Origin of the sequence: Morganella sp. B601 (genome assembly GCF_051172335.1) — a bacterium.
Classification (GTDB): domain Bacteria; phylum Pseudomonadota; class Gammaproteobacteria; order Enterobacterales; family Enterobacteriaceae; genus Morganella; species Morganella morganii.
On sequence record NZ_JBPIZE010000002.1, the window covers coordinates 489,905 to 509,569 of the forward strand.

20 protein-coding genes are annotated in these 19,665 nt (G+C 54.0%); 8 read left to right on the plus strand and 12 right to left on the minus strand.

All coding sequences use genetic code 11. The features are described from left to right. Positions 1 to 30 precede the first annotated feature (30 nt). The 7 genes from tyrR to pspA form a co-directional block, all read right to left on the minus strand. Positions 31 to 1,617, minus strand: a complete 1,587-nt coding sequence (tyrR, locus tag ACSBQN_RS07020) for a transcriptional regulator TyrR (RefSeq protein WP_024473216.1) — start codon at positions 1,615 to 1,617, stop codon at positions 31 to 33. A 335-nt stretch (positions 1,618 to 1,952) separates the two neighbouring features. Next, the gene (locus tag ACSBQN_RS07025; RefSeq protein ID WP_024473217.1) at positions 1,953 to 3,023 is read right to left on the minus strand and encodes a YcjF family protein; all 1,071 of its coding nucleotides are present in this window, start codon (positions 3,021 to 3,023) and stop codon (positions 1,953 to 1,955) included. Continuing rightward, entirely contained in the window at positions 3,020 to 4,417 is a 1,398-nt protein-coding gene (locus ACSBQN_RS07030; protein WP_024473218.1) for a YcjX family protein, read from the minus strand. Before ACSBQN_RS07030 ends, ACSBQN_RS07025 begins: the two co-directional genes overlap by 4 nt. Next, positions 4,398 to 4,634, minus strand: coding sequence for a hypothetical protein (locus ACSBQN_RS07035; RefSeq protein ID WP_004235505.1), 237 nt, complete (start codon positions 4,632 to 4,634; stop codon positions 4,398 to 4,400). The genes ACSBQN_RS07030 and ACSBQN_RS07035 overlap by 20 nt, the downstream gene beginning before the upstream one ends. 20 nt (positions 4,635 to 4,654) lie before the next feature. Next, positions 4,655 to 5,008 (minus strand): envelope stress response membrane protein PspC, encoded by a 354-nt coding sequence (pspC, locus tag ACSBQN_RS07040; RefSeq protein ID WP_004235504.1) that lies wholly within the window; start codon positions 5,006 to 5,008, stop codon positions 4,655 to 4,657. After that, entirely contained in the window at positions 5,008 to 5,229 is a 222-nt protein-coding gene (pspB, locus tag ACSBQN_RS07045; RefSeq protein WP_024473219.1) for an envelope stress response membrane protein PspB, read from the minus strand. Before pspB ends, pspC begins: the two co-directional genes overlap by 1 nt. A 46-nt stretch (positions 5,230 to 5,275) precedes the next feature. After that, a complete protein-coding gene (gene pspA, locus ACSBQN_RS07050) occupies positions 5,276 to 5,950 on the minus strand; it encodes a phage shock protein PspA (RefSeq protein ID WP_004235502.1) in 675 nt (224 codons plus the stop codon). Between the two features lie 173 nt (positions 5,951 to 6,123). On the opposite strand from pspA, the gene pspF reads away from it, so the two are divergent. From pspF to fabI, 7 genes are all read left to right on the plus strand, one after another. After that, the gene (gene pspF / locus ACSBQN_RS07055; protein WP_354633304.1) at positions 6,124 to 7,110 is read left to right on the plus strand and encodes a phage shock protein operon transcriptional activator; all 987 of its coding nucleotides are present in this window, start codon (positions 6,124 to 6,126) and stop codon (positions 7,108 to 7,110) included. A gap of 71 nt (positions 7,111 to 7,181) precedes the next feature. Next, positions 7,182 to 8,870, plus strand: coding sequence for an ABC transporter substrate-binding protein SapA (sapA, locus tag ACSBQN_RS07060; protein ID WP_036408121.1), 1,689 nt, complete (start codon positions 7,182 to 7,184; stop codon positions 8,868 to 8,870). Next, a complete protein-coding gene (gene sapB / locus ACSBQN_RS07065; RefSeq protein WP_036408122.1) occupies positions 8,867 to 9,832 on the plus strand; it encodes a putrescine export ABC transporter permease SapB in 966 nt (321 codons plus the stop codon). The genes sapA and sapB overlap by 4 nt, the downstream gene beginning before the upstream one ends. Next, a complete protein-coding gene (sapC, locus tag ACSBQN_RS07070) occupies positions 9,819 to 10,709 on the plus strand; it encodes a putrescine export ABC transporter permease SapC (RefSeq protein WP_004235498.1) in 891 nt (296 codons plus the stop codon). The genes sapB and sapC overlap by 14 nt, the downstream gene beginning before the upstream one ends. Beyond that, a complete protein-coding gene (gene sapD, locus ACSBQN_RS07075; protein ID WP_036408123.1) occupies positions 10,709 to 11,701 on the plus strand; it encodes a putrescine export ABC transporter ATP-binding protein SapD in 993 nt (330 codons plus the stop codon). Before sapC ends, sapD begins: the two co-directional genes overlap by 1 nt. Beyond that, a complete protein-coding gene (sapF, locus tag ACSBQN_RS07080) occupies positions 11,701 to 12,510 on the plus strand; it encodes a putrescine export ABC transporter ATP-binding protein SapF (protein WP_354633303.1) in 810 nt (269 codons plus the stop codon). The genes sapD and sapF overlap by 1 nt, the downstream gene beginning before the upstream one ends. 137 nt (positions 12,511 to 12,647) lie before the next feature. Then, the gene (gene fabI / locus ACSBQN_RS07085) at positions 12,648 to 13,436 is read left to right on the plus strand and encodes an enoyl-ACP reductase FabI (RefSeq protein ID WP_004239119.1); all 789 of its coding nucleotides are present in this window, start codon (positions 12,648 to 12,650) and stop codon (positions 13,434 to 13,436) included. Positions 13,437 to 13,631: 195 nt separating this feature from the next. On the opposite strand, the gene ACSBQN_RS07090 is transcribed toward fabI, so the two are convergent. Then, positions 13,632 to 14,558, minus strand: coding sequence for a Gfo/Idh/MocA family protein (locus ACSBQN_RS07090; RefSeq protein WP_354633302.1), 927 nt, complete (start codon positions 14,556 to 14,558; stop codon positions 13,632 to 13,634). A gap of 196 nt (positions 14,559 to 14,754) precedes the next feature. On the opposite strand from ACSBQN_RS07090, the gene gstA reads away from it, so the two are divergent. Next, the gene (gene gstA, locus ACSBQN_RS07095; protein WP_024473226.1) at positions 14,755 to 15,360 is read left to right on the plus strand and encodes a glutathione transferase GstA; all 606 of its coding nucleotides are present in this window, start codon (positions 14,755 to 14,757) and stop codon (positions 15,358 to 15,360) included. 80 nt (positions 15,361 to 15,440) lie between these two features. Here gstA and pdxY read toward each other — a convergent pair whose 3' ends face one another. From pdxY to anmK, 4 genes are all read right to left on the minus strand, one after another. After that, positions 15,441 to 16,307, minus strand: coding sequence for a pyridoxal kinase PdxY (pdxY, locus tag ACSBQN_RS07100; RefSeq protein WP_024473227.1), 867 nt, complete (start codon positions 16,305 to 16,307; stop codon positions 15,441 to 15,443). Between the two features lie 114 nt (positions 16,308 to 16,421). Then, entirely contained in the window at positions 16,422 to 17,696 is a 1,275-nt protein-coding gene (tyrS, locus tag ACSBQN_RS07105; RefSeq protein WP_004235488.1) for a tyrosine--tRNA ligase, read from the minus strand. 135 nt (positions 17,697 to 17,831) lie between these two features. Continuing rightward, positions 17,832 to 18,482 carry a pyridoxamine 5'-phosphate oxidase gene (gene pdxH / locus ACSBQN_RS07110; RefSeq protein WP_036408124.1) on the minus strand — a complete coding sequence of 217 codons (651 nt, stop codon included), beginning with the start codon at positions 18,480 to 18,482 and terminating at the stop codon, positions 17,832 to 17,834. 49 nt (positions 18,483 to 18,531) lie between these two features. Then, positions 18,532 to 19,650: an anhydro-N-acetylmuramic acid kinase gene (anmK, locus tag ACSBQN_RS07115; protein ID WP_024473229.1), complete on the minus strand. Its 1,119-nt coding sequence runs from the start codon at positions 19,648 to 19,650 to the stop codon at positions 18,532 to 18,534. Positions 19,651 to 19,665: the final 15 nt, after the last annotated feature.

A 19,665-nucleotide genomic window follows, 5' to 3' on the forward strand; every position in this document is an offset into this window, starting at 1 on the left:
TCGCGGGGTTATTTTTTACCGGGGAAAGAATTATTCCTCCTCTCCCTCATCGTCTTTTGCCGCGCCGCGCCGCTGACTCAGCCCGTATTCGCGCAGTTTATTGGCGATCGCGGTATGTGAGACATTCAGGCGTTTCGCCAGCTTACGGGTGCTCGGATAGTGGCGGTAAAGCCGTGTCAGCACAGAGCACTCAAACCGTTTGGTGATATCATCCAGCGAGCCGCTGAGGATATCCTCACTGAAGCCGATTTCCGCTTCCAGTTCCGGCAGAACGATGTCCTGCGGACGCAGCAGCGAGCCTTCCAGCGAAGAGAGCGCCTGATAAATCACATTACGCAGCTGGCGAACGTTGCCCGGCCAGTGATAAGCACAAAGAAACTGCCCCAGTTCCGGTGCAAGACGCGGCTCCTCACAACCCTGCTCCTCAGAGAAACGCTTCACAAAATCACGGGTCAGCGGCAGGATATCTTCCTGATGCTCACGCAGCGGCGGAATAGTCAGCGTCAGCACATTGAGACGGTAATAGAGATCCTCACGGAATTTGCCCTCTTTTACCAGTTCCAGCAGATTTTTCTGGGTCGCACAGATAACCCGCACATCCACTTTCACCTCATGCTCTTCCCCGACACGGCGGAATGTACCGTCATTCAGGAAACGCAGCAGTTTGATCTGCATCTGCGGGGACATTTCCGCGATTTCATCCAGCAGAACCGTGCCGCCGTTGGCCTGCTCAAAGAAGCCTTTTTTCGGCTCGGTACTATTGGCGTAAGCACCGGCAGCGTAACCGAACAGTTCTGTTTCCACCACATCATCCGGCATCGAGGCACAGTTCAGCCCGAGGAACGGCTGATTGCCGCGCACGCTGTAGAGATGACAGGCTTTGGCAAACACGTCTTTCCCGGTACCGGTTTCGCCGACCAGCAGCAGCGGGGAGTCCATTTTTGCCATGCGCTGCGCCTGTTCAACCACATGGCGCATTTTGGCGCTTTTCGCCACCAGGTCATCAAAACTGCCGGAATGCATCACCTGCATGCGGCGCTTCTGCCCGCTGGTGCTCTCACTGACAGTGCGCAGCAGCACAACCGCGCCGATAGTGGCGGAGGCGTCATCTTTCTCATCAAAATTAATCGGCGTCACACTCAGGGTGTAAGAGCGGCCTTTGAGAGTGATGGTTTCCTTGTACGGCGCAGGTTCTTCATCCTCAATCCAGCGGGTGAAGTTGAACTGGCTGAAATAGTAAGTGATATTGCGCTGACGAATGCGCTCTTCGGTGGTGGCAAACAGGGAGAGTGCCGCGCTGTTGGCCAGTTCAATATTCCCGCGCAGGTCGAGAGATAAAATCGGGTCTTCCAGGGATTCGAGTAACGCCCACATGGCGCGTTGTTCGCGCTCAGACGGCATAAAGTGAACAGTTCTGACATCCACCACGCCCTGAATCCGGCGGATCTCAGCCATCAGAGACTGGAACACAGAAAAATCGATCTGCATAAAATTGAGGTATATCCGGCCATTACGGGCAATTTCGATGCCTTTGAGGTCGATATTTTGTAATACCAGCAGATCCAATAACTCCCGCGTCAGTCCGATTCGGTCCTGGCAAATTACTTCCAATCGCATCGTTACGATCCTATTTACACTTAAGTTATTATTTTCCCGTTAATTGAAACTGATTTTACGGTATAAAATGAAAACTGTCACGATTTGTTGACACAATAAATGCGTTCCTGCGGTGTTTATCCACAGTTCCGTGTGAAAAGGCTATGAAAGTACAGATATGTCAGTCGGTTAACGAAGCTTTATTCAGCGCGGACGGCAAACCGCGCCGGAGAGGTGAGACAGCGACCCGCAGGGAGCATAGCGGGATCGCCGTAAAAAAAACAGTGACCGGACACCCGTTTCTGCATAAAAAAGCCGGATGATATCACAAAATGCGCATCCGGCCTGATTATCGGTTACAGGGCGGATTTTTCCGCGCTCTTCCCTTTTGGTACTGCCTGTTTAAGCTGTTGTAACAACTGCTTACGGAAATCCATAAGTTTAGGTTTATCTGTTGCAGTCCACGGCAGCGGACGGCACAGTTCCATCGCTTTGATCCCCAGACGGGCGGTCAGCAACCCGGCCCCCATACCCTGTGCGGCACGGGCGGATAACCGTGCGGTGATGTCCTGGGAGAGCCAGTCCATCCCCACTTCGCGGATAAGCTCGGATGCCCCTGCGAAGGCAATATTGAGCAGAACCAGTTTAAACAGACGCAGGCGGCTGTAATATCCCAGCTCAATACCGTAGATAGCCGCCACCTGGTTAATCAGACGGATATTGCGCCAGGCAATAAAGGCCATATCCACCAGTGCCAGCGGGCTGACGGCAATCATCAGCGCAGATTCCGCTGCGAAACGACTGATCACCCGGCGCGCCTGTTCATCCGTCACCGGCTGGACAAGCTGACTGTACAGGGTCACCACTTCGCGGTCATTATGGCTGCTCTGTAACAGGCTCTGCCATTGCTGCAATGCGGGATGGTGTGACGGGATATTGGCCTGTTTCGCCAGTTTTTCACAAAACGCGCGTCCGTCGCTGATACGGTGGCTTTGCAGTAATTCCTCTGCGACCTCGCGTTCTGTAGCCCGCTGGCGCAGGCGGTACATGCGCCGCCATTCCGTGATAACAGATCCGGCAGCGGCAATCAGCACCAGAAAGGTGGCGGCAATGCCGCCGAGGGCTGTCCAGTCATTGCCTGTCCAGGCATCATTCACCCACTGAATCAGTTGTGCGATGGCGCTGATCCCCAGCAATCCGCCGGCCACAAAGACCAGCTTACGCCACAGGCTGCGCCGGGGTTTCAGCGCCTGAATCAGCAATGCTTCCGCTTCCCCGTCTGTATCCTGCTCTGCCGTGAACTCCGTGCGTTCAAACTGTATGCTGTCATCGTCCGCAAATTGTTGCGCCGGTTTTATACTGTCCTGTACCGGCGGCGACAACGGTGCTTCCTCAAAATCAATACGGGATTTGATCGGCTCACTCATGACAGTTTATCTCCCAGTAAAAATTCCATCGCACTGTCCATCCGGATATGCGGCAGTGGCGTGTCCATCCGCATCGGCAGCGGTCTGAAGGATTCAAACTGAAATCCCTGCTGCTGCCAGAAGTCTGCATCCGGCAGCCGTTTCGGTACTTCGCCGGGATAGAAAGTCAGCGGGGTGTTATCCGCCAGCCGGGTGCCCTTCAGCGCAGGCATTTTTTCCCCGTTATGCATCACCATGCCGTATTCGGTAGCCTGTACCGACGCCAGCCCGGTGCAGTCCATTTTAATCCCCTCAAAAGCGGCCTGCTGCCAGGCTGACTGCGTCAGCTGCTGAAGCAGTGCCACAAGATTGGCGTGCTGGTCGGCAGTGACATGATCCGCTTTGCTGGCGGCAAACAACAGTTTGTCGATGCAGGGAGAAAACAGGCGGCGCAATAATGTGCGTTTACCGTAATGGAAGCTCTGCATCAGCTGGGTCAGCGCCAGACGCATATCCGTAAATGCCTGCGGCCCGCTGTTGAGCGGGGTCAGGCAATCCACCAGCACAATCTGACGGTCGAAATGCTGGAAATAGTGCTTATAGAAACCTTTGACCACATGGTCACAATAATACTGATAGCGATCGCGCAGCATGCCGAGGACACTGCTTTTTGCCGCTTTGGCCAGCCGGGACGGATCCGGCATCAGGTCGGTAATAAACGGGAAAAACTGTAATCCCGGTGCACCGGCCATATCTCCCGGCAGTACAAAACGACCCGGCTGGATAAAGTGAAAACCTGCGGCTTTGCAGCGGTGCAGGTAATCGGTATAGGCCTGTGCAATAGCGGCCAGCTGCTGTTCATCCGCCGGGGCATCCGGGTCCAGCTGACGGCACAGTGCCAGCCACGGCTCTGCCCATTCACCCCGTTCGCCTTTGAGCAGGGTTTTCATCTGCTGCGACCAGGTAAGGTAATCCTGTTCCAGCATCGGCAGATCCAGCAGCCACTCTCCCGGATAATCGACGATTTCCAGGTAGAGCGCGGAGGTTTCCTTAAAGTGGCGCAGCAGACTGTCCTGAGTGCGGTAACGCAGTTTCAGGCGGATTTCGCTGACACCGCGTGTCGGCACCGGCCAGTCCGGCGGTGTGCCGTACAGTGAAGCGAGACCTTCATCATAGGCAAAGCGTGGTACGCCCAGGTCCCGCTGCGGGATGCGTTTCACACCGAGAATGCGGCCGTCACGGGCAGCCGAAAATAGCGGCAGACGTGCACCGCTCTGTACATTCATCAGCTGATTAACAAACGAGGTAATAAACGCGGTCTTGCCGCTGCGGCTCAGTCCGGTAACGGCAAGACGAAGATGACGATCCAGCCCCCGGTTGACGAGGGCACTCAGCTCATTTTGCAGTCGTTTCATAATTCTCCGGTGTAAAACGGCCAATTACTTTTTTCATACCGGCACGGATAACAGGCTCCAGTACCAGTATTGCCGCCCCGCGCAGAGCAGGACGGGTAACCGATTTCAGAATCACTGCGGCAATACCGCCGGGTGCCGCCGCCAGTGCTGCGGTGGTTAACAGCTGCGCCCCGGTTTTCCCGGCCCGCAGCAGGGTGTGTTTATCCGGCCACTTCATACTGTTCTCCGTCTGACAAATTACAGATCACGGAAGCGGCGGTTGAGCGCATACTGTTCTGAGGTCACATAGCGCTCAATGTCGCGGATCCGTTTTTCGGTACGCGCCTGGCTGCGTTCTGTCTGTTCAAGCAGCATGGCCGCATTCACTCCGCCGTCCCGGCCGGGGTAATCACGCGGCACCACCGGCAGGATCATTCCCATCAGAATATAGAGGGTAATAGTCAGCCAGAAAAAGCCGGTAAATGTTGCCACCACCGCGATAATGCGGATCATCCAGGCCGGTACATCAAAATAGTTGGCAATACCGGCACATACGCCCCGGAACATACCTTCATCCGGATAGCGGTACAGTTTACGTGACTGAAATTCCATTATGATTGCCTCCAGCCCGGATTTTCCGCATCCAGAATCGCTTCCAGGGTTTTGATCCGCGCTTCCATCTGCTGAGCATTTTCCGCCAGCGCCGCAAGGCGGCGGGTTTCAAATTCACCGGCCCGGCTTCCCCGCTGACTGTTATAGTGCAGCCATAACCAGATCGGCAGCACGAACAACACGAAAATTGTCAGTGGTATACCTAAAAATACAAATGCCATATTTTTGTCCTTAATGGTATTAATTCAGGAAAGCCTGTTACCGACCTTATTCGCCCTTTTCTTCTTTTTCAAGACGTGCTTTGATGGCCGCGATTTGCGCGCTGATCTCATCTTCCGCTTTCAGCTCGGCAAACTGCTGTTCCAGTGATTTTTCTTTCCCCAGACCATAGCTTGCGGCTTCACCTTCCATATGGTCAATCCGCGCCTCAAACTGCTCAAAACGGGCCATTGCCTCATCCATCCGGCCGCTGTCGAGCTGACGGCGCACCGCACGGGATGATTTTGCCGCTTCGTGACGCACCACCATGGATTGCTGGCGGGCACGGGTTTCAGTCAGTTTCTGTTCCAGTTCGTTAATTTCATTTTTCAGCCGGGCGATAGTTTCGTCCAGAATAATCAGCTCATGACGCAGTGTATCGACATGGCCTTCCACGCGCTGTTTTTCCAGCAGTGCGGCACGGGCCAGATCTTCTTTTCCTTTGACAATCGCCAGTTCCGCTTTTTCCTGCCAGTCACTCACCTGACGCTCACCGCTTTCAATCTGACGTGACAGATTTTTGCGTTCCGCCAGGGTACGGGCAGAGGTGGAGCGGATTTCCACCAGCATATCTTCCATTTCCTGAATCATCAGGCGGATCATTTTCTGCGGATCTTCCGCTTTATCCAGCAGTGATGCAACGTTGGCGTTAATGATATCGGCAAAACGTGAAAAGATTCCCATGATTGATGTCCTTTTATCAGCAGTTATGTCTTATGACACGTTCACTATTACAAGATGCGTGCCAACTCCGTGATTTTTTTTACCCGTTTGTTTTTTCTCAGGTTTATTTATTTCCCTTTTGTCATGATTTTTTGTAAAGTGGTGATATTCGCCATTTTGTGGTTAAATTAATCATGACAAATAACACAGAAACCCTGATCGGTATCGATAATACTTTTCTCGATGCACTGGAAAAAGTGTCGCGGCTGGCAAAAATTGCCCGGCCGGTACTGATTTGCGGAGAACGGGGTACCGGTAAAGAATTATTTGCTCACCGTCTTCATTATCTCTCTCCCCGCTGGGATGAGCCATTTATCGCACTGAATTGTGCGGCACTTAACGATAATTTGCTCGATTCCGAGCTGTTCGGACATGAATCCGGGGCTTTTACGGGGGCTCAGCGCCGCCATCAGGGCCGTTTTGAGCGGGCGGACGGCGGCACACTGTTTCTTGATGAACTGGGTACCGCGCCGCTGACGGTGCAGGAAAAGCTCCTGCGGGTGATTGAATACGGGGAATTTGAGCGTGTCGGCGGACAACAGACCCTGAAAGCGGATGTACGGATTGTCTGCGCCACCAATGCGGATTTACCGGCGCTGGCGGCAGAGGGAAAATTCCGCGCCGATTTACTCGACCGGCTGGCCTTTGATGTCGTCAATATCCCGCCGCTGCGCGAGCGCCCGCGCGACCTGACCGAACTTGCCGGTCATTTTGCCGTGCAGATGTGTCAGGAGATGGGCACGCCGTTCTTTGCCGGTTTCTCTCCGCACGCCCTGCAGCAGATGCAGAGCTATCACTGGCCGGGCAATATCCGTGAGCTGAAAAATGTGATTGAGCGCTCCCTGTACCGTCAGGGAGATACCACCGGACTGCTGGCAGAACTGGTGATCAACCCGTTTGTCACCGCGCCGGGATCTTCTGCGGACACGGCATCACGGTCCCTGCCGCCGCTGCCGTTCTCCCTGAAGCAGTGGCAGCACACACAAGAGAAGGACGCGCTGGATGCCGCATTACAGCGCGCGCAGTTTAATCAGCGGGAAGCAGCACAACTGCTGAATCTGACCTATCATCAGTTTCGCGGATTACTGAAAAAACATGCCGGCAGCCCGCAACCGGATTAAATGCTTCCGTTTTTGGTTAGTCGCACAAATTGCGATACAATGCCCTGTTCATTTTTAACGGTAACTGATTTATGCGCCATTGGATTATCCGGGCCTGTGCGGTTCTCCTGCCTGTTTCAGGCTTTGCCGCCGCACCTGCCCCGCAGACAGACCAGCCGGTAAAACCGGTCACGGCTCAGGCCGCTCCGCTGCCGCCGGTCCGCGATACCGGTTTTGTCTATTGTGTGAACGGCAACATCAGTACATTTAACCCGCAGCTGGCCAGTAGCGGGCTGATTGTCGAGCCGCTGGCGGCACAGATTTACGATCGCCTGCTGGATGTTGACCCTTACACCTACCGCCTGATCCCGGAACTGGCTGCCCGCTGGACAGTGCTGGATAACGGCGCGACCTACCGTTTTTATCTGCGCCGTGATACCGATTTTCAGACTACTGACTGGTTTAAACCGACCCGCAAAATGAATGCGGATGATGTGGTGTTCAGCTTTTCCCGCGTGGTGGATAAACAGAACCCGTATCACTATATCAACGGCGGCCGCTATCCTTATTTTGACAGTCTGCAGTTCGCGTCCAATGTTAAATCCATCCGCAAAATCAATAATTATACCGTTGAATTTAAACTGAATACGCCGGACGCTTCCTTCCTGTGGCATCTGGCAACCCATTACGCGCCGGTTCTGTCCAAAGAGTATGCCGATAACCTGCTGAAAGCCCGCCGTCAGGAACAGCTCGACTGGAAACCGGTCGGCACCGGGCCGTATTATCTGGATGATTACCAGAGCGGCCAGTTTGTTCGTCTGCAGCGCCATGATAATTACCGCAAAGGCAAACCCCGCATGCAGGAAGTGGTGGTTGATCTCGGGGCGGGCGGCACCGGACGGATGTCAAAACTGATCACCGGTGAGTGTGATGTGCTGGCCTATCCCGCCGCCAGCCAGTTACAGGTGCTGCGCGACGACCCGCGTCTGAGCCTGATGCTGCGCCCGGGAATGAATATCGCGTATCTGGCGTTTAATACCAGTAAACCGCCGTTTAATAATCCGCAGGCGCGCCGTGCAATTGCTTTCGCGATTAATAATGAGCGCCTGATGAAATCCATCTATTACGGCACGGCGGAAACCGCCGCGTCTATTCTGCCGCGCGTCTCCTGGGCGTATGATAACCAGGCCCGGGTGACGGAATATAATCCCGAAAAAGCTAAAGCGATGCTCAATGAGCTGGGACTCAGCGGTATGACACTGAATCTCTGGGTACCGACCGCCTCGCAGTCTTACAACCCCAGCCCGCTGAAAATGGCCGAGCTGATTCAGGCAGATCTGGCCCGTGCCGGGATAAAAATGAATATCCGTCCTGTTGAGGGGCGTTTTCAGGAAAACAGCCTGATGGATCGCAGCCACGATATTACCCTTGCAGGCTGGTCAACCGACAGTAATGACCCGGACAGTTTTTTCCGTCCGCTGCTCAGCTGTGCGGCTATCGGTTCGCAAACCAACCTCAGCCACTGGTGTTCCCCGGAATTTGATGATGTGATCCACCAGGCGCTGCTTGAGCAGCAACTGAGCAGCCGGATAGAGTATTATCACAAAGCGCAGCAGATTCTGGCACAGGATCTGCCGGTACTGCCGCTGGCCTATTCACTGCGGTTACAGGCATTCCGCTATGATATTAAAGGGCTGGTACTGAGCGCATTCGGTAATACCTCTTTTGCCGGTGTCTACCGTGATACCGGGGATGACCCGGAGCCGGAGGCTGAACCATGATTATTTTTATTCTGCGCCGTCTGCTGCTGGTGCTGATCACGCTCTGTTTTCTGTCGGTGCTCAGTTTCAGCCTGAGTTACTTCCCGGCAAATGCACCGCTGAGCGGCGCTTCCCTGACGGATGCGGTACTGTTCTACTATAATAGTCTGTTTTCATGGGACTTCGGCAGTTCCGTGATTAACGGTGAGCCGGTCAGCCAGCAATTGTGGGCAGCACTGCCCGCAACTCTGGAGCTATGTGGCCTGGCGTTTCTGCTGGCGCTGGTGATCGGTATTCCTGCCGGGATTATTGCCGGGGTCTGGCGCAATAAAATGGCGGATATCGTCATCAGCACCTTTGCACTGGTCGGGTTTTCTGTGCCCGTATTCGGGCTGGCGCTGCTGCTTACCCTGTTCTTCTCTCTGCGGCTGGACTGGCTGCCGGTCTCCGGACGTATTGACCTGCTGTATGATTTAACACCGGTTACCGGGTTTGCTGTGATTGATGCCTGGCTGTCGGATTCACCATACCGGCAGGCGATGATCCTCAATGTGCTGTCTCATATGGTGTTGCCGGTGATCACACTGTCCATTGCGCCGATGACAGAAGTTATCCGCCTGATGCGCACCAGTACCGAAGAGATTATCAGCCAGAACTATATTAAAGCCGCCGCTATCCGTGGTTTATCCCGGCTGACCATTATCCGCCGTCATTTGCTGCACAATGCACTGCCGCCGGTGATCCCGAAACTCGGGTTACAGTTTTCCACCATGCTGACGCTGGCAATGGTCACGGAAGTCGTCTTTAACTGGCCGGGGATCGGCCGCTGGCTGATCACGGCTATCCGCCAGCAGGACTTTGCCGCGATTTCCGCCGGTGTCATGCTGGTCGGCACTATGGTGATGATTATCAATATGCTGTCGGATATTCTGGGTGCCGTCAGCAGCCCGCTGAAACATAAGGAATGGTATGCCTTCAGATAATTTCTACCGTGAAGACCGGATGCCGTCACCGGGGCGGGTTATCTGGCAGCATTTCACCGCAGATATTCCGGCTATGATCGGTTTTTACGGCGTGCTGTTTCTGATTGCACTGGCGATCGGCGGTACCTGGATAGCCCCTTATGCGCTCGACCAGCAATTTGCCGGTCATCAGTTACTGCCGCCTTCCTGGTCTCATTACGGGAATGTCGCCTTCTTCCTCGGTACGGACGATCTCGGCCGTGATATTTTCAGCCGTCTGATCCTCGGTACACAATCCACCTTCGGCGGTGCACTGCTTGTTACCGTCATTGCCGCCGTCGCCGGGATTATCATCGGCTGTCTGGCAGGGATGACCACCGGTCTGCGCTCAGCCATTTTTAACCATATGTTTGATACCCTGCTGGCGCTGCCCTCTCTGCTGCTGGCAATTATTGTGGTGGCTTTTTTCGGCGCCAGTCTCAGTCACGCCATGATTGCCGTGGCACTGGCACTGCTGCCGCGTATTGTGCGGATGATTTATATCGCAGTACATGATGAGCTTGATAAGGAATATGTGATTGCCGCCCGGCTCGACGGTGCGTCCAACCTCAATATTCTGATCCATACTGTGCTGCCGAATATCAGTGCTGTGACCGTCACCGAACTGACGCGCGCTCTGTCCATTGCTATCCTTGATATTGCCGCGCTCGGTTTTCTCGAGCTGGGGGCGCAGCTGCCGTCACCGGAATGGGGGGCGATGCTCGGGGATTCTCTGGAACTGATTTATGTGGCGCCCTGGACCGTACTTCTGCCGGGAACCGCCATCCTTATCAGTGTTCTGCTGGTGAATCTGCTCGGTACCGGGTTACAGCGCGCCATTAATGCGGGGGTTGAATAATGCCGTTACTGGATATCCGCAATTTAACCATTGAATTTATGACTGCCGCAGGGCCGGTCAAGGCCGTTGACCGCGTGACATTATCCCTGACCGAAGGGGAATTCCGCGGCCTTGCAGGGGAATCCGGTTCCGGTAAAAGTCTGATCGCCAAAGCGATTGCCGGTATCACCAAAGATAATCTGCGCGTAACGGCAGACCGTTTCCGGTTTAATGATATCGATCTGCTGAAACTCACACCCCGCCAGCGCCGCCGGGTGATCGGCCACAATGTGTCGATGATTTTCCAGGAGCCGCAATCCTGTCTGGATCCGTCAGAAAATATCGGTAAACAGCTGATTCAGTCCATCCCCGGCTGGACTTACAAAGGCCGCTGGTGGCAGCGCTTTAACTGGCGCAAGCGCCGGGCAATTGAACTGCTGCACCGTGTCGGTATCAAAGATCACAAAGATGTGATGAACAGTTACCCCTATGAGCTGACCGAAGGGGAATGCCAGAAGGTGATGATTGCCATTGCGCTGGCTAATCAGCCGCGCCTGCTGATCGCCGATGAGCCGACCAACGCCATGGAGCCCGATACTCAGGCGCAGATTTTCCGCCTGCTGACCCGGCTGAACCAGAACAACAATATGACCATCCTTCTGATCAGCCACGATTTGCAGTTAATGAGCCAACTGGTGGATCGCATTAATGTGCTCTACTGCGGCCAGACCGTGGAGAGTGCCGAGCCGGATGACCTGCTGCTCAAACCGCACCATCCGTATACCCAGGCGCTGATGCGGGCTATCCCTGATTTTGAAAAGGCGCTGGCACATAAATGCCGCCTGAATACCCTGCCGGGCGCGATTCCGTCACTGGAGCATCTGCCGGTCGGCTGCCGCCTGGGGCCGCGCTGTCCGTATGCCCAGAAAGTGTGTATTGACGCGCCGCGTCTGCGGACAGTCAAAAACCGCAGTTTTGCCTGTCACTTCCCGCTGAATATGGAGGATGTGTAATGCCCGGTCCGCTGCTGGAAGTCAAAAACCTGAGCAAAACCTTTCGTTACCGGGATGGTTTTTTCCGCCGTCATCAGCTTGAGGCGGTCAAACCAGTCAGTTTTACGCTGCAACCCGGCCAGACACTCGCTATTACCGGTGCAAACGGCTCCGGCAAATCCACCCTCGCGCGGATGTTATCCGGGATGATCGAACCGAGCGGCGGGGAAATCCTGATCGACAAGCACAAACTGACATTTGGTGATTACAGCTACCGCAGCCAGCGCATCCGCATGATATTTCAGGATTCGGCCACCTCGCTTAATCCGCGTCAGCGCACGGGGCAAATCCTCGAACTGCCGCTGATGCTCAATACCGATCTGGATGCCACCGGACGCCGTCTGCGTATTAACGCGACACTGCGCCAGGTGGGTTTGCTGCCGGATCACGCGGATTATTATCCGCACATGCTGGCCTCCGGGCAGAAACAGCGTGTAGCCCTCGCCCGAGCCCTGATTTTGCAGCCGGAAGTGATTGTGGCGGATGAAGCCCTGGCTTCTCTGGATATGTCATTACGCTCACAGATCATAAATCTGATCCTTGAACTCCAGGAAACGCAAAAAATTGCCTATATTTATGTCACACAGCATCTGGGCATGGCAAAACATGTCAGCGACCAGATACTGGTGATGCACAACGGTGAAGTTGTCGAGCGCGGTAATACTGCCGAGGTACTGGCATCGCCGCTGCACGATGTCACGCGCCGCCTTATCACCAGCCACTTTGGTGAAGCACTGTCCGCCGAAGCCTGGCGTCAGGATGTGGATTAACTGCCGGTATTCTGATCATTCAGGCCGGTTACATCTCAATTTCCGGTAACCTGTTAACATCAGCCGGATTTTTACTAAACGCGTCACCTGCCGGGTTGCGGCGCAGAAGGTGACAGAGAAAACACAAGGAAACTGCTATGGGTTTTATGACCGGTAAACGCATCCTGATCACAGGGGTTGCAAGCAAATTATCGATTGCTTACGGTATTGCCAAAGCAATGCGTGACCAGGGGGCGGAACTTGCATTCACCTACCAGAATGACAAGCTGAAACCCCGTGTTGAAGAGTTCGCTCAGTCTCTGGGCTCCTCCATCGTTCTGCCTTGCGATGTGGCGGAAGATGAAAGTATTGAAAACCTGTTTACAGAGTTAGCCAAAGTCTGGCCGAAATTTGACGGTTTTGTTCACTCCATCGGCTTTGCCCCTGCTGACCAGCTGGACGGCGACTATGTGGATGCGGTAAACCGTGAAGGCTTCCGTATCGCCCACGATATCAGCGCGTACAGTTTTGTGGCGATGGCAAAAGCCTGCCGCAGTATGCTGAACCCGAATTCCGCCCTGCTGACACTCTCTTACCTGGGCGCGGAGCGCGCTATCCCGAACTACAACACCATGGGTCTTGCTAAAGCCTCTCTCGAAGCGAACGTCCGTTATATGGCGAACGCGATGGGGAAAGAAACCATCCGTGTTAATGCGGTTTCTGCCGGTCCTATCCGTACACTGGCGGCATCCGGTATTAAAGATTTCCGCAAAATGCTGTCGCACTGTGAAGCAGTCACTCCGCTGCGCCGTACAGTCACCACAGAAGATGTGGGTAACGCGGCAGCGTTCCTCTGCTCTGATCTGGCCGGCGGTATTACCGGTGAAATCCTGCACGTTGACGGCGGTTTCAGTATCGCGGCAATGAATGAGCTGGAACTGAAATAAAGCAACCGGCCTCTGCATTGCAGAGGCTGTGTTTTCTGCACGTTCAGTGTCACAGCGGATAGCAGGCAAAACGAAAAGTCGCTGTGAATACACTCCCTGTACGCTCAGGCTCGCCATCCATGGCTCGCATGCTTTTCGTTCCTTTGCCTGTTATCCGCTGACGTTATGCGGCATTGATGTTATTTGTCTTTAAAATCACATCTTTTCCGCTAACAGTTTCTCCGTCAGCCGCTGTGCATAAAGCGCCTCTTCGCCGCTGACCAGCGGTTGTGTCTGATTGGCAACAGATTCGATAAAATGCCGCACCGCACCGTCAAACCCGCGCTGAACCAGTACCGGATCCCACGCTTTCGGATGCTGTTCCTGTATCCCGGCGGCAGTTTCACTGCGCCAGTGATTCATATCCGTCAACTGATAACAGCCGTCACGTCCGGTCACACTGACCTGCTCCCGCTGACTCGCCGCACAGCGGTGCATAGAGGCTGTCAGCCAGGTGCCGTTATCTGTCTGTAAATGGTGTTCCGCATACAGCAGCTGATTTTCCTCATTCACCTGCATATGGCCGCTTTTCAGTGCCGCATTACCATCCCGTCCCAGCCAGAGCAGGGTATCCGCGATATGCAGATAATCATCGGTTACAGTAAAAGCCACATCATGCGGGCCGACGCTGTTGCTGCGGTGTTTATCCATACGGATCGATGCCGCTTTTCCGGCAATCTGTTCTCTGAGCTGCAGATAAAACGGTGAAAAGCGCCGGTTGAATCCGACCATCAGTGCCCGCTGTTTTTTCTCCGCCAGGCTGACGAGTGCCTCTGATTGTTCATACGATGCTGCCAGCGGTTTATCAACATACACATGGCATCCTGCATTCAGTAATTCGCTGACCACCTGAAAATGGCTCTCTGTACTGCTGTGAACAAACACGGCATCACACTGTTCTGCCAGCGCACAGAGTGACGGAAACAGAGGGAAACGGTACGCATCACAGACCTGACGCGCCTTTTCCTGATTCGGCGAAAACCCGCCGGACAGCACCCAGTTATCCGTTCTGGTCAGAACCGGCAAATACGCTTTTTGTGCTATCCCGCCCAGCCCGGCGATCCCGATACGGATTTTATTCATGTGTGCTTTACCTTTTATTGTTTTGTAACAATGAATTACAAAGTCTTCCCATAAATTGAATCTGTGGCGATTATATGGAAAGATAGCGTTAACCGACAAATAATTCGCATTCTGAATACATCCCGCCCGCGAATACCGGTCTATACTTCATCACTACTGCCATGTCCGTTCTTTTGTTTTAACTGAGGAGCATACCATGCAATTGTTCTATACCCCGGGAAGTTGTGCACTGTCACCCCATATTATTTTGCGTGAAACCGGCCTGGATTTTTCCCTGGTCCGTGTCGACCTGAAAGCAAAAAAAACCGAAAACGGTGATGATTACCTGAAAATTAATCCGAAAGGACAAGTCCCCGCACTGAGTATCAGTGACAGTCAGCTGCTGACCGAAGGTGTGGCGATTGTGCAGTATCTTGCTGATCAGAAGCCGGATCGCAAGCTTATTGCCCCGGCGGGAACGATGGAACGTTATCATCAGATTGAATGGCTTAACTATATTGCCAGCGAAGTGCATAAAAGCTACGGTCCGCTGTTCTCTCCGGAAACTCCGGAAGATTACCGGCCAATTGCACTGCGTAATCTGATGAATAAGTTTGCCTATGTGGACGGCGTGCTGGCGAAAAGCCCGTATATCACCGGCAACAGTTTTACCGTAGCGGATGCTTATCTGTTTACTGTCTGCGGCTGGGCTCCGCATCTGAAGATTTCACTTGAGCCGTATCCGCATTTACAGGCGTATCTGGCGAAAATTGCCCATCGTCCGCATGTGCAGGATGCGATGGAAGCGGAAGGTCTGATTTAATCTTTCTGATACGCAGAAACAAAAACGCCGGACAATTCAAATCCGGCGTTTTTTTATGCTGATGCGGTGTTCAGACTGGTTCAGTCGATCTGTTCAGCACAGAATTTGTGTGTCGGAAGCACCATTTCATCCTGAGCCGCAACCAGTTGCAGTTCGTACTCATTCATGGTTTTGGTTTTCAGCATCACTTCATACACAGCAGCAGCTACGTGTTCCAGTGCTTTCGGCAGTTCTTCACCTTTCAGCAGATTCACCAGCATCAGACCACTGGTTAAATCGCCCACACCTACCGGCTGACGTTCGCCGAAGTCCACCAGCGGACGGCTGACATGCCAGGCGTGATCAGCAGTGACCAGAATCATTTCGAAGCGGTCAGCACGGTAACCGGCGCGGGACAGATGTTTGACCAGCACCAGACGCGGCCCTTTTTTGCACAGTTCACGGGCAGCGGCAACGGCTTCGCCCACATTGTGAATGGTTTGTCCGCTCAGGGTTTCCAGCTCCAGCAAGTTCGGCGCGATCATATCGCTGACTGCCAGCGCTTCCTGACACAGGAAATCCGCCACTCCCGGTGCGACGATACAGCCTTTTTCCGGATGTCCCATGACCGGGTCACAGAAATACCATGCCTGCGGATTGCGGGTTTTGACTTTTTTCACCACATCCAGGATACGCTTGCCCTGCTCTGCCGAGCCAAGGTAGCCGCTGAGTACCGCATCACAGCGGGTCAGTTGATCGATTTTATCAATGCCGTCCACAATCTCCGTGATGTGCTCTGCGCTCATCACGCAGCCGGTCCAGCCTTGTGCATACTGTGTGTGATTAGAAAACTGGACGGTATTCAGCGGCCAGACATTAACGCCCATGCGGCGCATCGGGAATTCAGCCGCACTGTTACCGGCGTGACCATACACAACATGGGACTGGATAGAGAGAATATTTTTCATTGATACAACCTGATTTTTTATTATTACTGTGCATATCATATTCTGTGAAACAGAAAAGATCCTGCTGACAGATCAAAAAGGGCAACTTTCGTTGCCCTGGTTTACCGTAAACTATTATTTCCAGCAGATCAGACAGTAATGCTTTTTGCCCCGGCGCAGCAGTGTGTAACGCCCGAACAGCTTGTCGCTGTCAGTGAAGCGGTATTCCGCATCAGACTGTTTTTCGCCGTTGAGAGACACCGCATTGGAGCCGATCATGGTACGAGCCTGGCCGCGTGACGGAACCAGTTCCGCAACCACCAGCGCCTGCTGTAAATCCGCATCGCTGTCCAGTTCGATATGCGGCATACCATCCTGCGCCAGCTGCGCGAAGTCATCTTCAGTCAGGCTTGATACATCTCCGTTGAACAGGCTGTCAGTGATACGACGGGCAGCCGTCAGTCCCGCTTCGCCGTGAACCAGTTTTGTCACCTGCTCTGCCAGAACGTACTGGGCACGCGGTGCTTTGCCGCTGGCTTTGTCTTCCGCTTCCAGTGCATCGATGTCTTCGAGGCTCATAAAGGTGAAGAATTTAAGGAAACGATAGACGTCCGCATCCGCAGTGTTGATCCAGAACTGGTAGAATTTGTACGGACTGGTTTTCTTCGGATCCAGCCATACCGCGCCGCCTTCGGTTTTACCGAATTTGGTACCGTCAGATTTGGTTATCAGCGGAACGGTCAGGCCCCAGGCCTGCTGCTGGTTCAGACGACGGGTTAAATCGATACCGGAGGTGATGTTACCCCACTGGTCAGAACCGCCGATCTGCAGCTCAACGCCGTGATCTTTATTCAGACGGGCAAAGTCATAACCCTGTAACAGGTTGTAGGAGAACTCAGTGAATGAAATACCGACATCATCACGGTTCAGACGCTGCTTAACCGCTTCCTTGTTGATCATCTGGTTCACAGAGAAGTGTTTACCGATATCACGCAGGAAAGTCAGCACATCCATCGAGCCGAACCAGTCATAGTTGTTTGCCGCGATAGCACTGTTCGCGCCGCAGTCAAAATCAAGGAACGGAGAAACCTGCTGACGGATTTTATCCACCCAGCCGTGAACCGTATCCTGTGTATTCAGTTTGCGCTCCGTTGCTTTAAAGCTCGGGTCGCCAATCAGCCCCGTGGCCCCACCGACCAGTGCCACCGGACGGTGCCCGGCTAACTGGAAACGCTTTAAGCACAGCAACGGAACCAGGTGGCCCAAATGCAAGCTGTCAGCGGTCGGATCGAAACCGCAATAGAGGGAGATCGGGCCCTGCGCCAGTCTCTCTGCTAACGCTTTTTCATCCGTAACCTGGGCAATGAGGCCCCGCTCTTGCAGTTGTTTTATCAGGTTCGTACCAGACATCAATGACTCCGTCAGTTCTGTTTTGTCTATGCAAAAATTGTGGATTGGAAATATGAAGGCTATAGCATAAAGCGGCACTCCGTGAAGTGCCAGCAATTAAAATGATTTTACTGAAGAAATTCTGACAACGGCCGGTTACGGCGCGAGGCGGTCAATATCCCAGCCGTCTGCGGTACGGGTGTACAGGAAGCGGTCATGCAGACGGTGTTCACCGCCCTGCCAGAACTCAACAGAACTGAATTTAATCCGGAAACCACCCCAGAAGCTCGGCAGCGGAACATCACCCTGCTTAAATTTTTGTTTCAGCTCAAGAAACTTGCCTTCCAGAATACCGCGTGCGGAAATCCGCGAGGATTGCTGAGATGCCCATGCGGCAATCTGGCTGTCTTTCGGACGGCTGTGGAAATATTTCACCACTTCCAGTGTGGATAAACGCTCCACCTCACCGAGGAAGCAGACTTGTCTGTCCAGGCTGTACCACGGGAAATGCACACTGATTTTCGGATTTTTAGCCAGATGCTGCGCCTTGCGGCTGCCCATATTGGTATAAAAAATCAGCCCGTCTTTATCAAAGTGCTTGAGCAGCACAATGCGCTGATACGGCTGGCCGGTTTCATCCACGGTCGCCACACACATGGCCGTCGGGTCGGTCAGTTTTGCCTCACACGCCTGTTTAAGCCAGCGTTCGAACATTTCCAGCGGGTCGTCGCTGAGATCACGGCGGCGCAAGCCCCCTCTGGTGTATTCACGTCGCAGATCCGCAACGTCAGTAAACTCATCTGACATGCCTTTTATCCTCTTATCTTTTTAATAACTGAAACTGTGTTGTCTTTTGTTACGGCTGCCGGCGGATAACAGGATAGACCGCGCCCAATACGGTTTCCCGGTCTGCGCCGGTGACAGACGGCAGATTGCCGGGTTCACCGGCCAGTGTCCGCGCCGCCAGCCAGGCAAATGCCAGCGCTTCCATATCATCGCCGCTCAGACCGTATTTATCAGTCGGGCTCACTTCAGTACCCGGCAACTGTGCGGATAACTGCGCCATAATCTGCGGATTGCGCGCACCACCGCCGCATACCAGCAGGCGCTCACAGCCGCCGCACAGCGTAACCTGCTCACTGATACTGACAGTGGTCAGCGCCAGCAGGGTTGCCTGCACATCCTCCGGTTTCAGGCCGGGGAAATTGTCCAGTTGTGTGGTCAGCCACTGCATATTGAAATATTCACGCCCGGTACTTTTCGGTGCCGGACGGCGGAAATAGGGATCACTCAGCATCTGTGCCAGTAAGTCCTGATTAACGTGCCCGCTTTTCGCCCATTCACCGTCTTTATCATACGGCTCTGCACGGTGCCGCCATGTCCAGCTGTCCATCAGCATATTGCCCGGTCCGGTGTCATACCCTCTGACCTCCGCCCCCGGGATCAGTGTGGTGATATTGGCGATCCCGCCAATATTCAGGATAATTCGTTTTTCATCCGCCACGCCGAGCACCGCCTGATGAAAGGCGGGCACCAGCGGCGCGCCCTGCCCGCCGTAAGCCATATCACGGCGGCGGAAATCCCCGACAGTCATGATATTGGTCAGCGCGGCAACCCGGTTGTTATCCCCGAGCTGAATGGTAAACGGTGTTTCGCTGTCCGGCTCATGCCAGACGGTCTGTCCGTGACAGCCGATACCGGCAATATCCTGCGGGTTCAGCCGGGTTTGTGCCAGCAGCCCGCCGACAGCGTCAGCAAACAGTGTGCCCAGTTCATAATCCAGACGGCCGATTTCTGACAGCGTCGTCTGCTGTCCCTGACATACCGCCAGTATGCGCTTTTTCAGCGCGTGCGGAAACGGATGTGAATACGCCGCCTGCTGCGCCACCACTGAATCATTAATCGCAGCCAGAACAACATCCACCCCGTCAAGGCTGGTTCCTGACATCACGCCGATATAACGTCCCGAACGCATAACCTGTTCCTTTTA

Coding starts and splice junctions, on each gene's coding strand:
- pspA (WP_004235502.1), bottom strand. CDS start 5,950: ATGGGAATCTTTTCACGTTTTGCCGATATCATTAACGCCAACGTTGCA.
- pspB (WP_024473219.1), bottom strand. CDS start 5,229: ATGGCATTTGTATTTTTAGGTATACCACTGACAATTTTCGTGTTGTTC.
- sapF (WP_354633303.1), top strand. CDS start 11,701: ATGCCCGGTCCGCTGCTGGAAGTCAAAAACCTGAGCAAAACCTTTCGT.
- ACSBQN_RS07035 (WP_004235505.1), bottom strand. CDS start 4,634: ATGAAGTGGCCGGATAAACACACCCTGCTGCGGGCCGGGAAAACCGGG.
- ACSBQN_RS07025 (WP_024473217.1), bottom strand. CDS start 3,023: ATGAGTGAGCCGATCAAATCCCGTATTGATTTTGAGGAAGCACCGTTG.
- sapD (WP_036408123.1), top strand. CDS start 10,709: ATGCCGTTACTGGATATCCGCAATTTAACCATTGAATTTATGACTGCC.
- fabI (WP_004239119.1), top strand. CDS start 12,648: ATGGGTTTTATGACCGGTAAACGCATCCTGATCACAGGGGTTGCAAGC.
- ACSBQN_RS07030 (WP_024473218.1), bottom strand. CDS start 4,417: ATGAAACGACTGCAAAATGAGCTGAGTGCCCTCGTCAACCGGGGGCTG.
- pdxH (WP_036408124.1), bottom strand. CDS start 18,482: ATGTCAGATGAGTTTACTGACGTTGCGGATCTGCGACGTGAATACACC.
- sapB (WP_036408122.1), top strand. CDS start 8,867: ATGATTATTTTTATTCTGCGCCGTCTGCTGCTGGTGCTGATCACGCTC.
- sapC (WP_004235498.1), top strand. CDS start 9,819: ATGCCTTCAGATAATTTCTACCGTGAAGACCGGATGCCGTCACCGGGG.
- pdxY (WP_024473227.1), bottom strand. CDS start 16,307: ATGAAAAATATTCTCTCTATCCAGTCCCATGTTGTGTATGGTCACGCC.
- anmK (WP_024473229.1), bottom strand. CDS start 19,650: ATGCGTTCGGGACGTTATATCGGCGTGATGTCAGGAACCAGCCTTGAC.
- pspF (WP_354633304.1), top strand. CDS start 6,124: ATGACAAATAACACAGAAACCCTGATCGGTATCGATAATACTTTTCTC.
- tyrS (WP_004235488.1), bottom strand. CDS start 17,696: ATGTCTGGTACGAACCTGATAAAACAACTGCAAGAGCGGGGCCTCATT.
- gstA (WP_024473226.1), top strand. CDS start 14,755: ATGCAATTGTTCTATACCCCGGGAAGTTGTGCACTGTCACCCCATATT.
- ACSBQN_RS07090 (WP_354633302.1), bottom strand. CDS start 14,558: ATGAATAAAATCCGTATCGGGATCGCCGGGCTGGGCGGGATAGCACAA.
- tyrR (WP_024473216.1), bottom strand. CDS start 1,617: ATGCGATTGGAAGTAATTTGCCAGGACCGAATCGGACTGACGCGGGAG.
- sapA (WP_036408121.1), top strand. CDS start 7,182: ATGCGCCATTGGATTATCCGGGCCTGTGCGGTTCTCCTGCCTGTTTCA.
- pspC (WP_004235504.1), bottom strand. CDS start 5,008: ATGGAATTTCAGTCACGTAAACTGTACCGCTATCCGGATGAAGGTATG.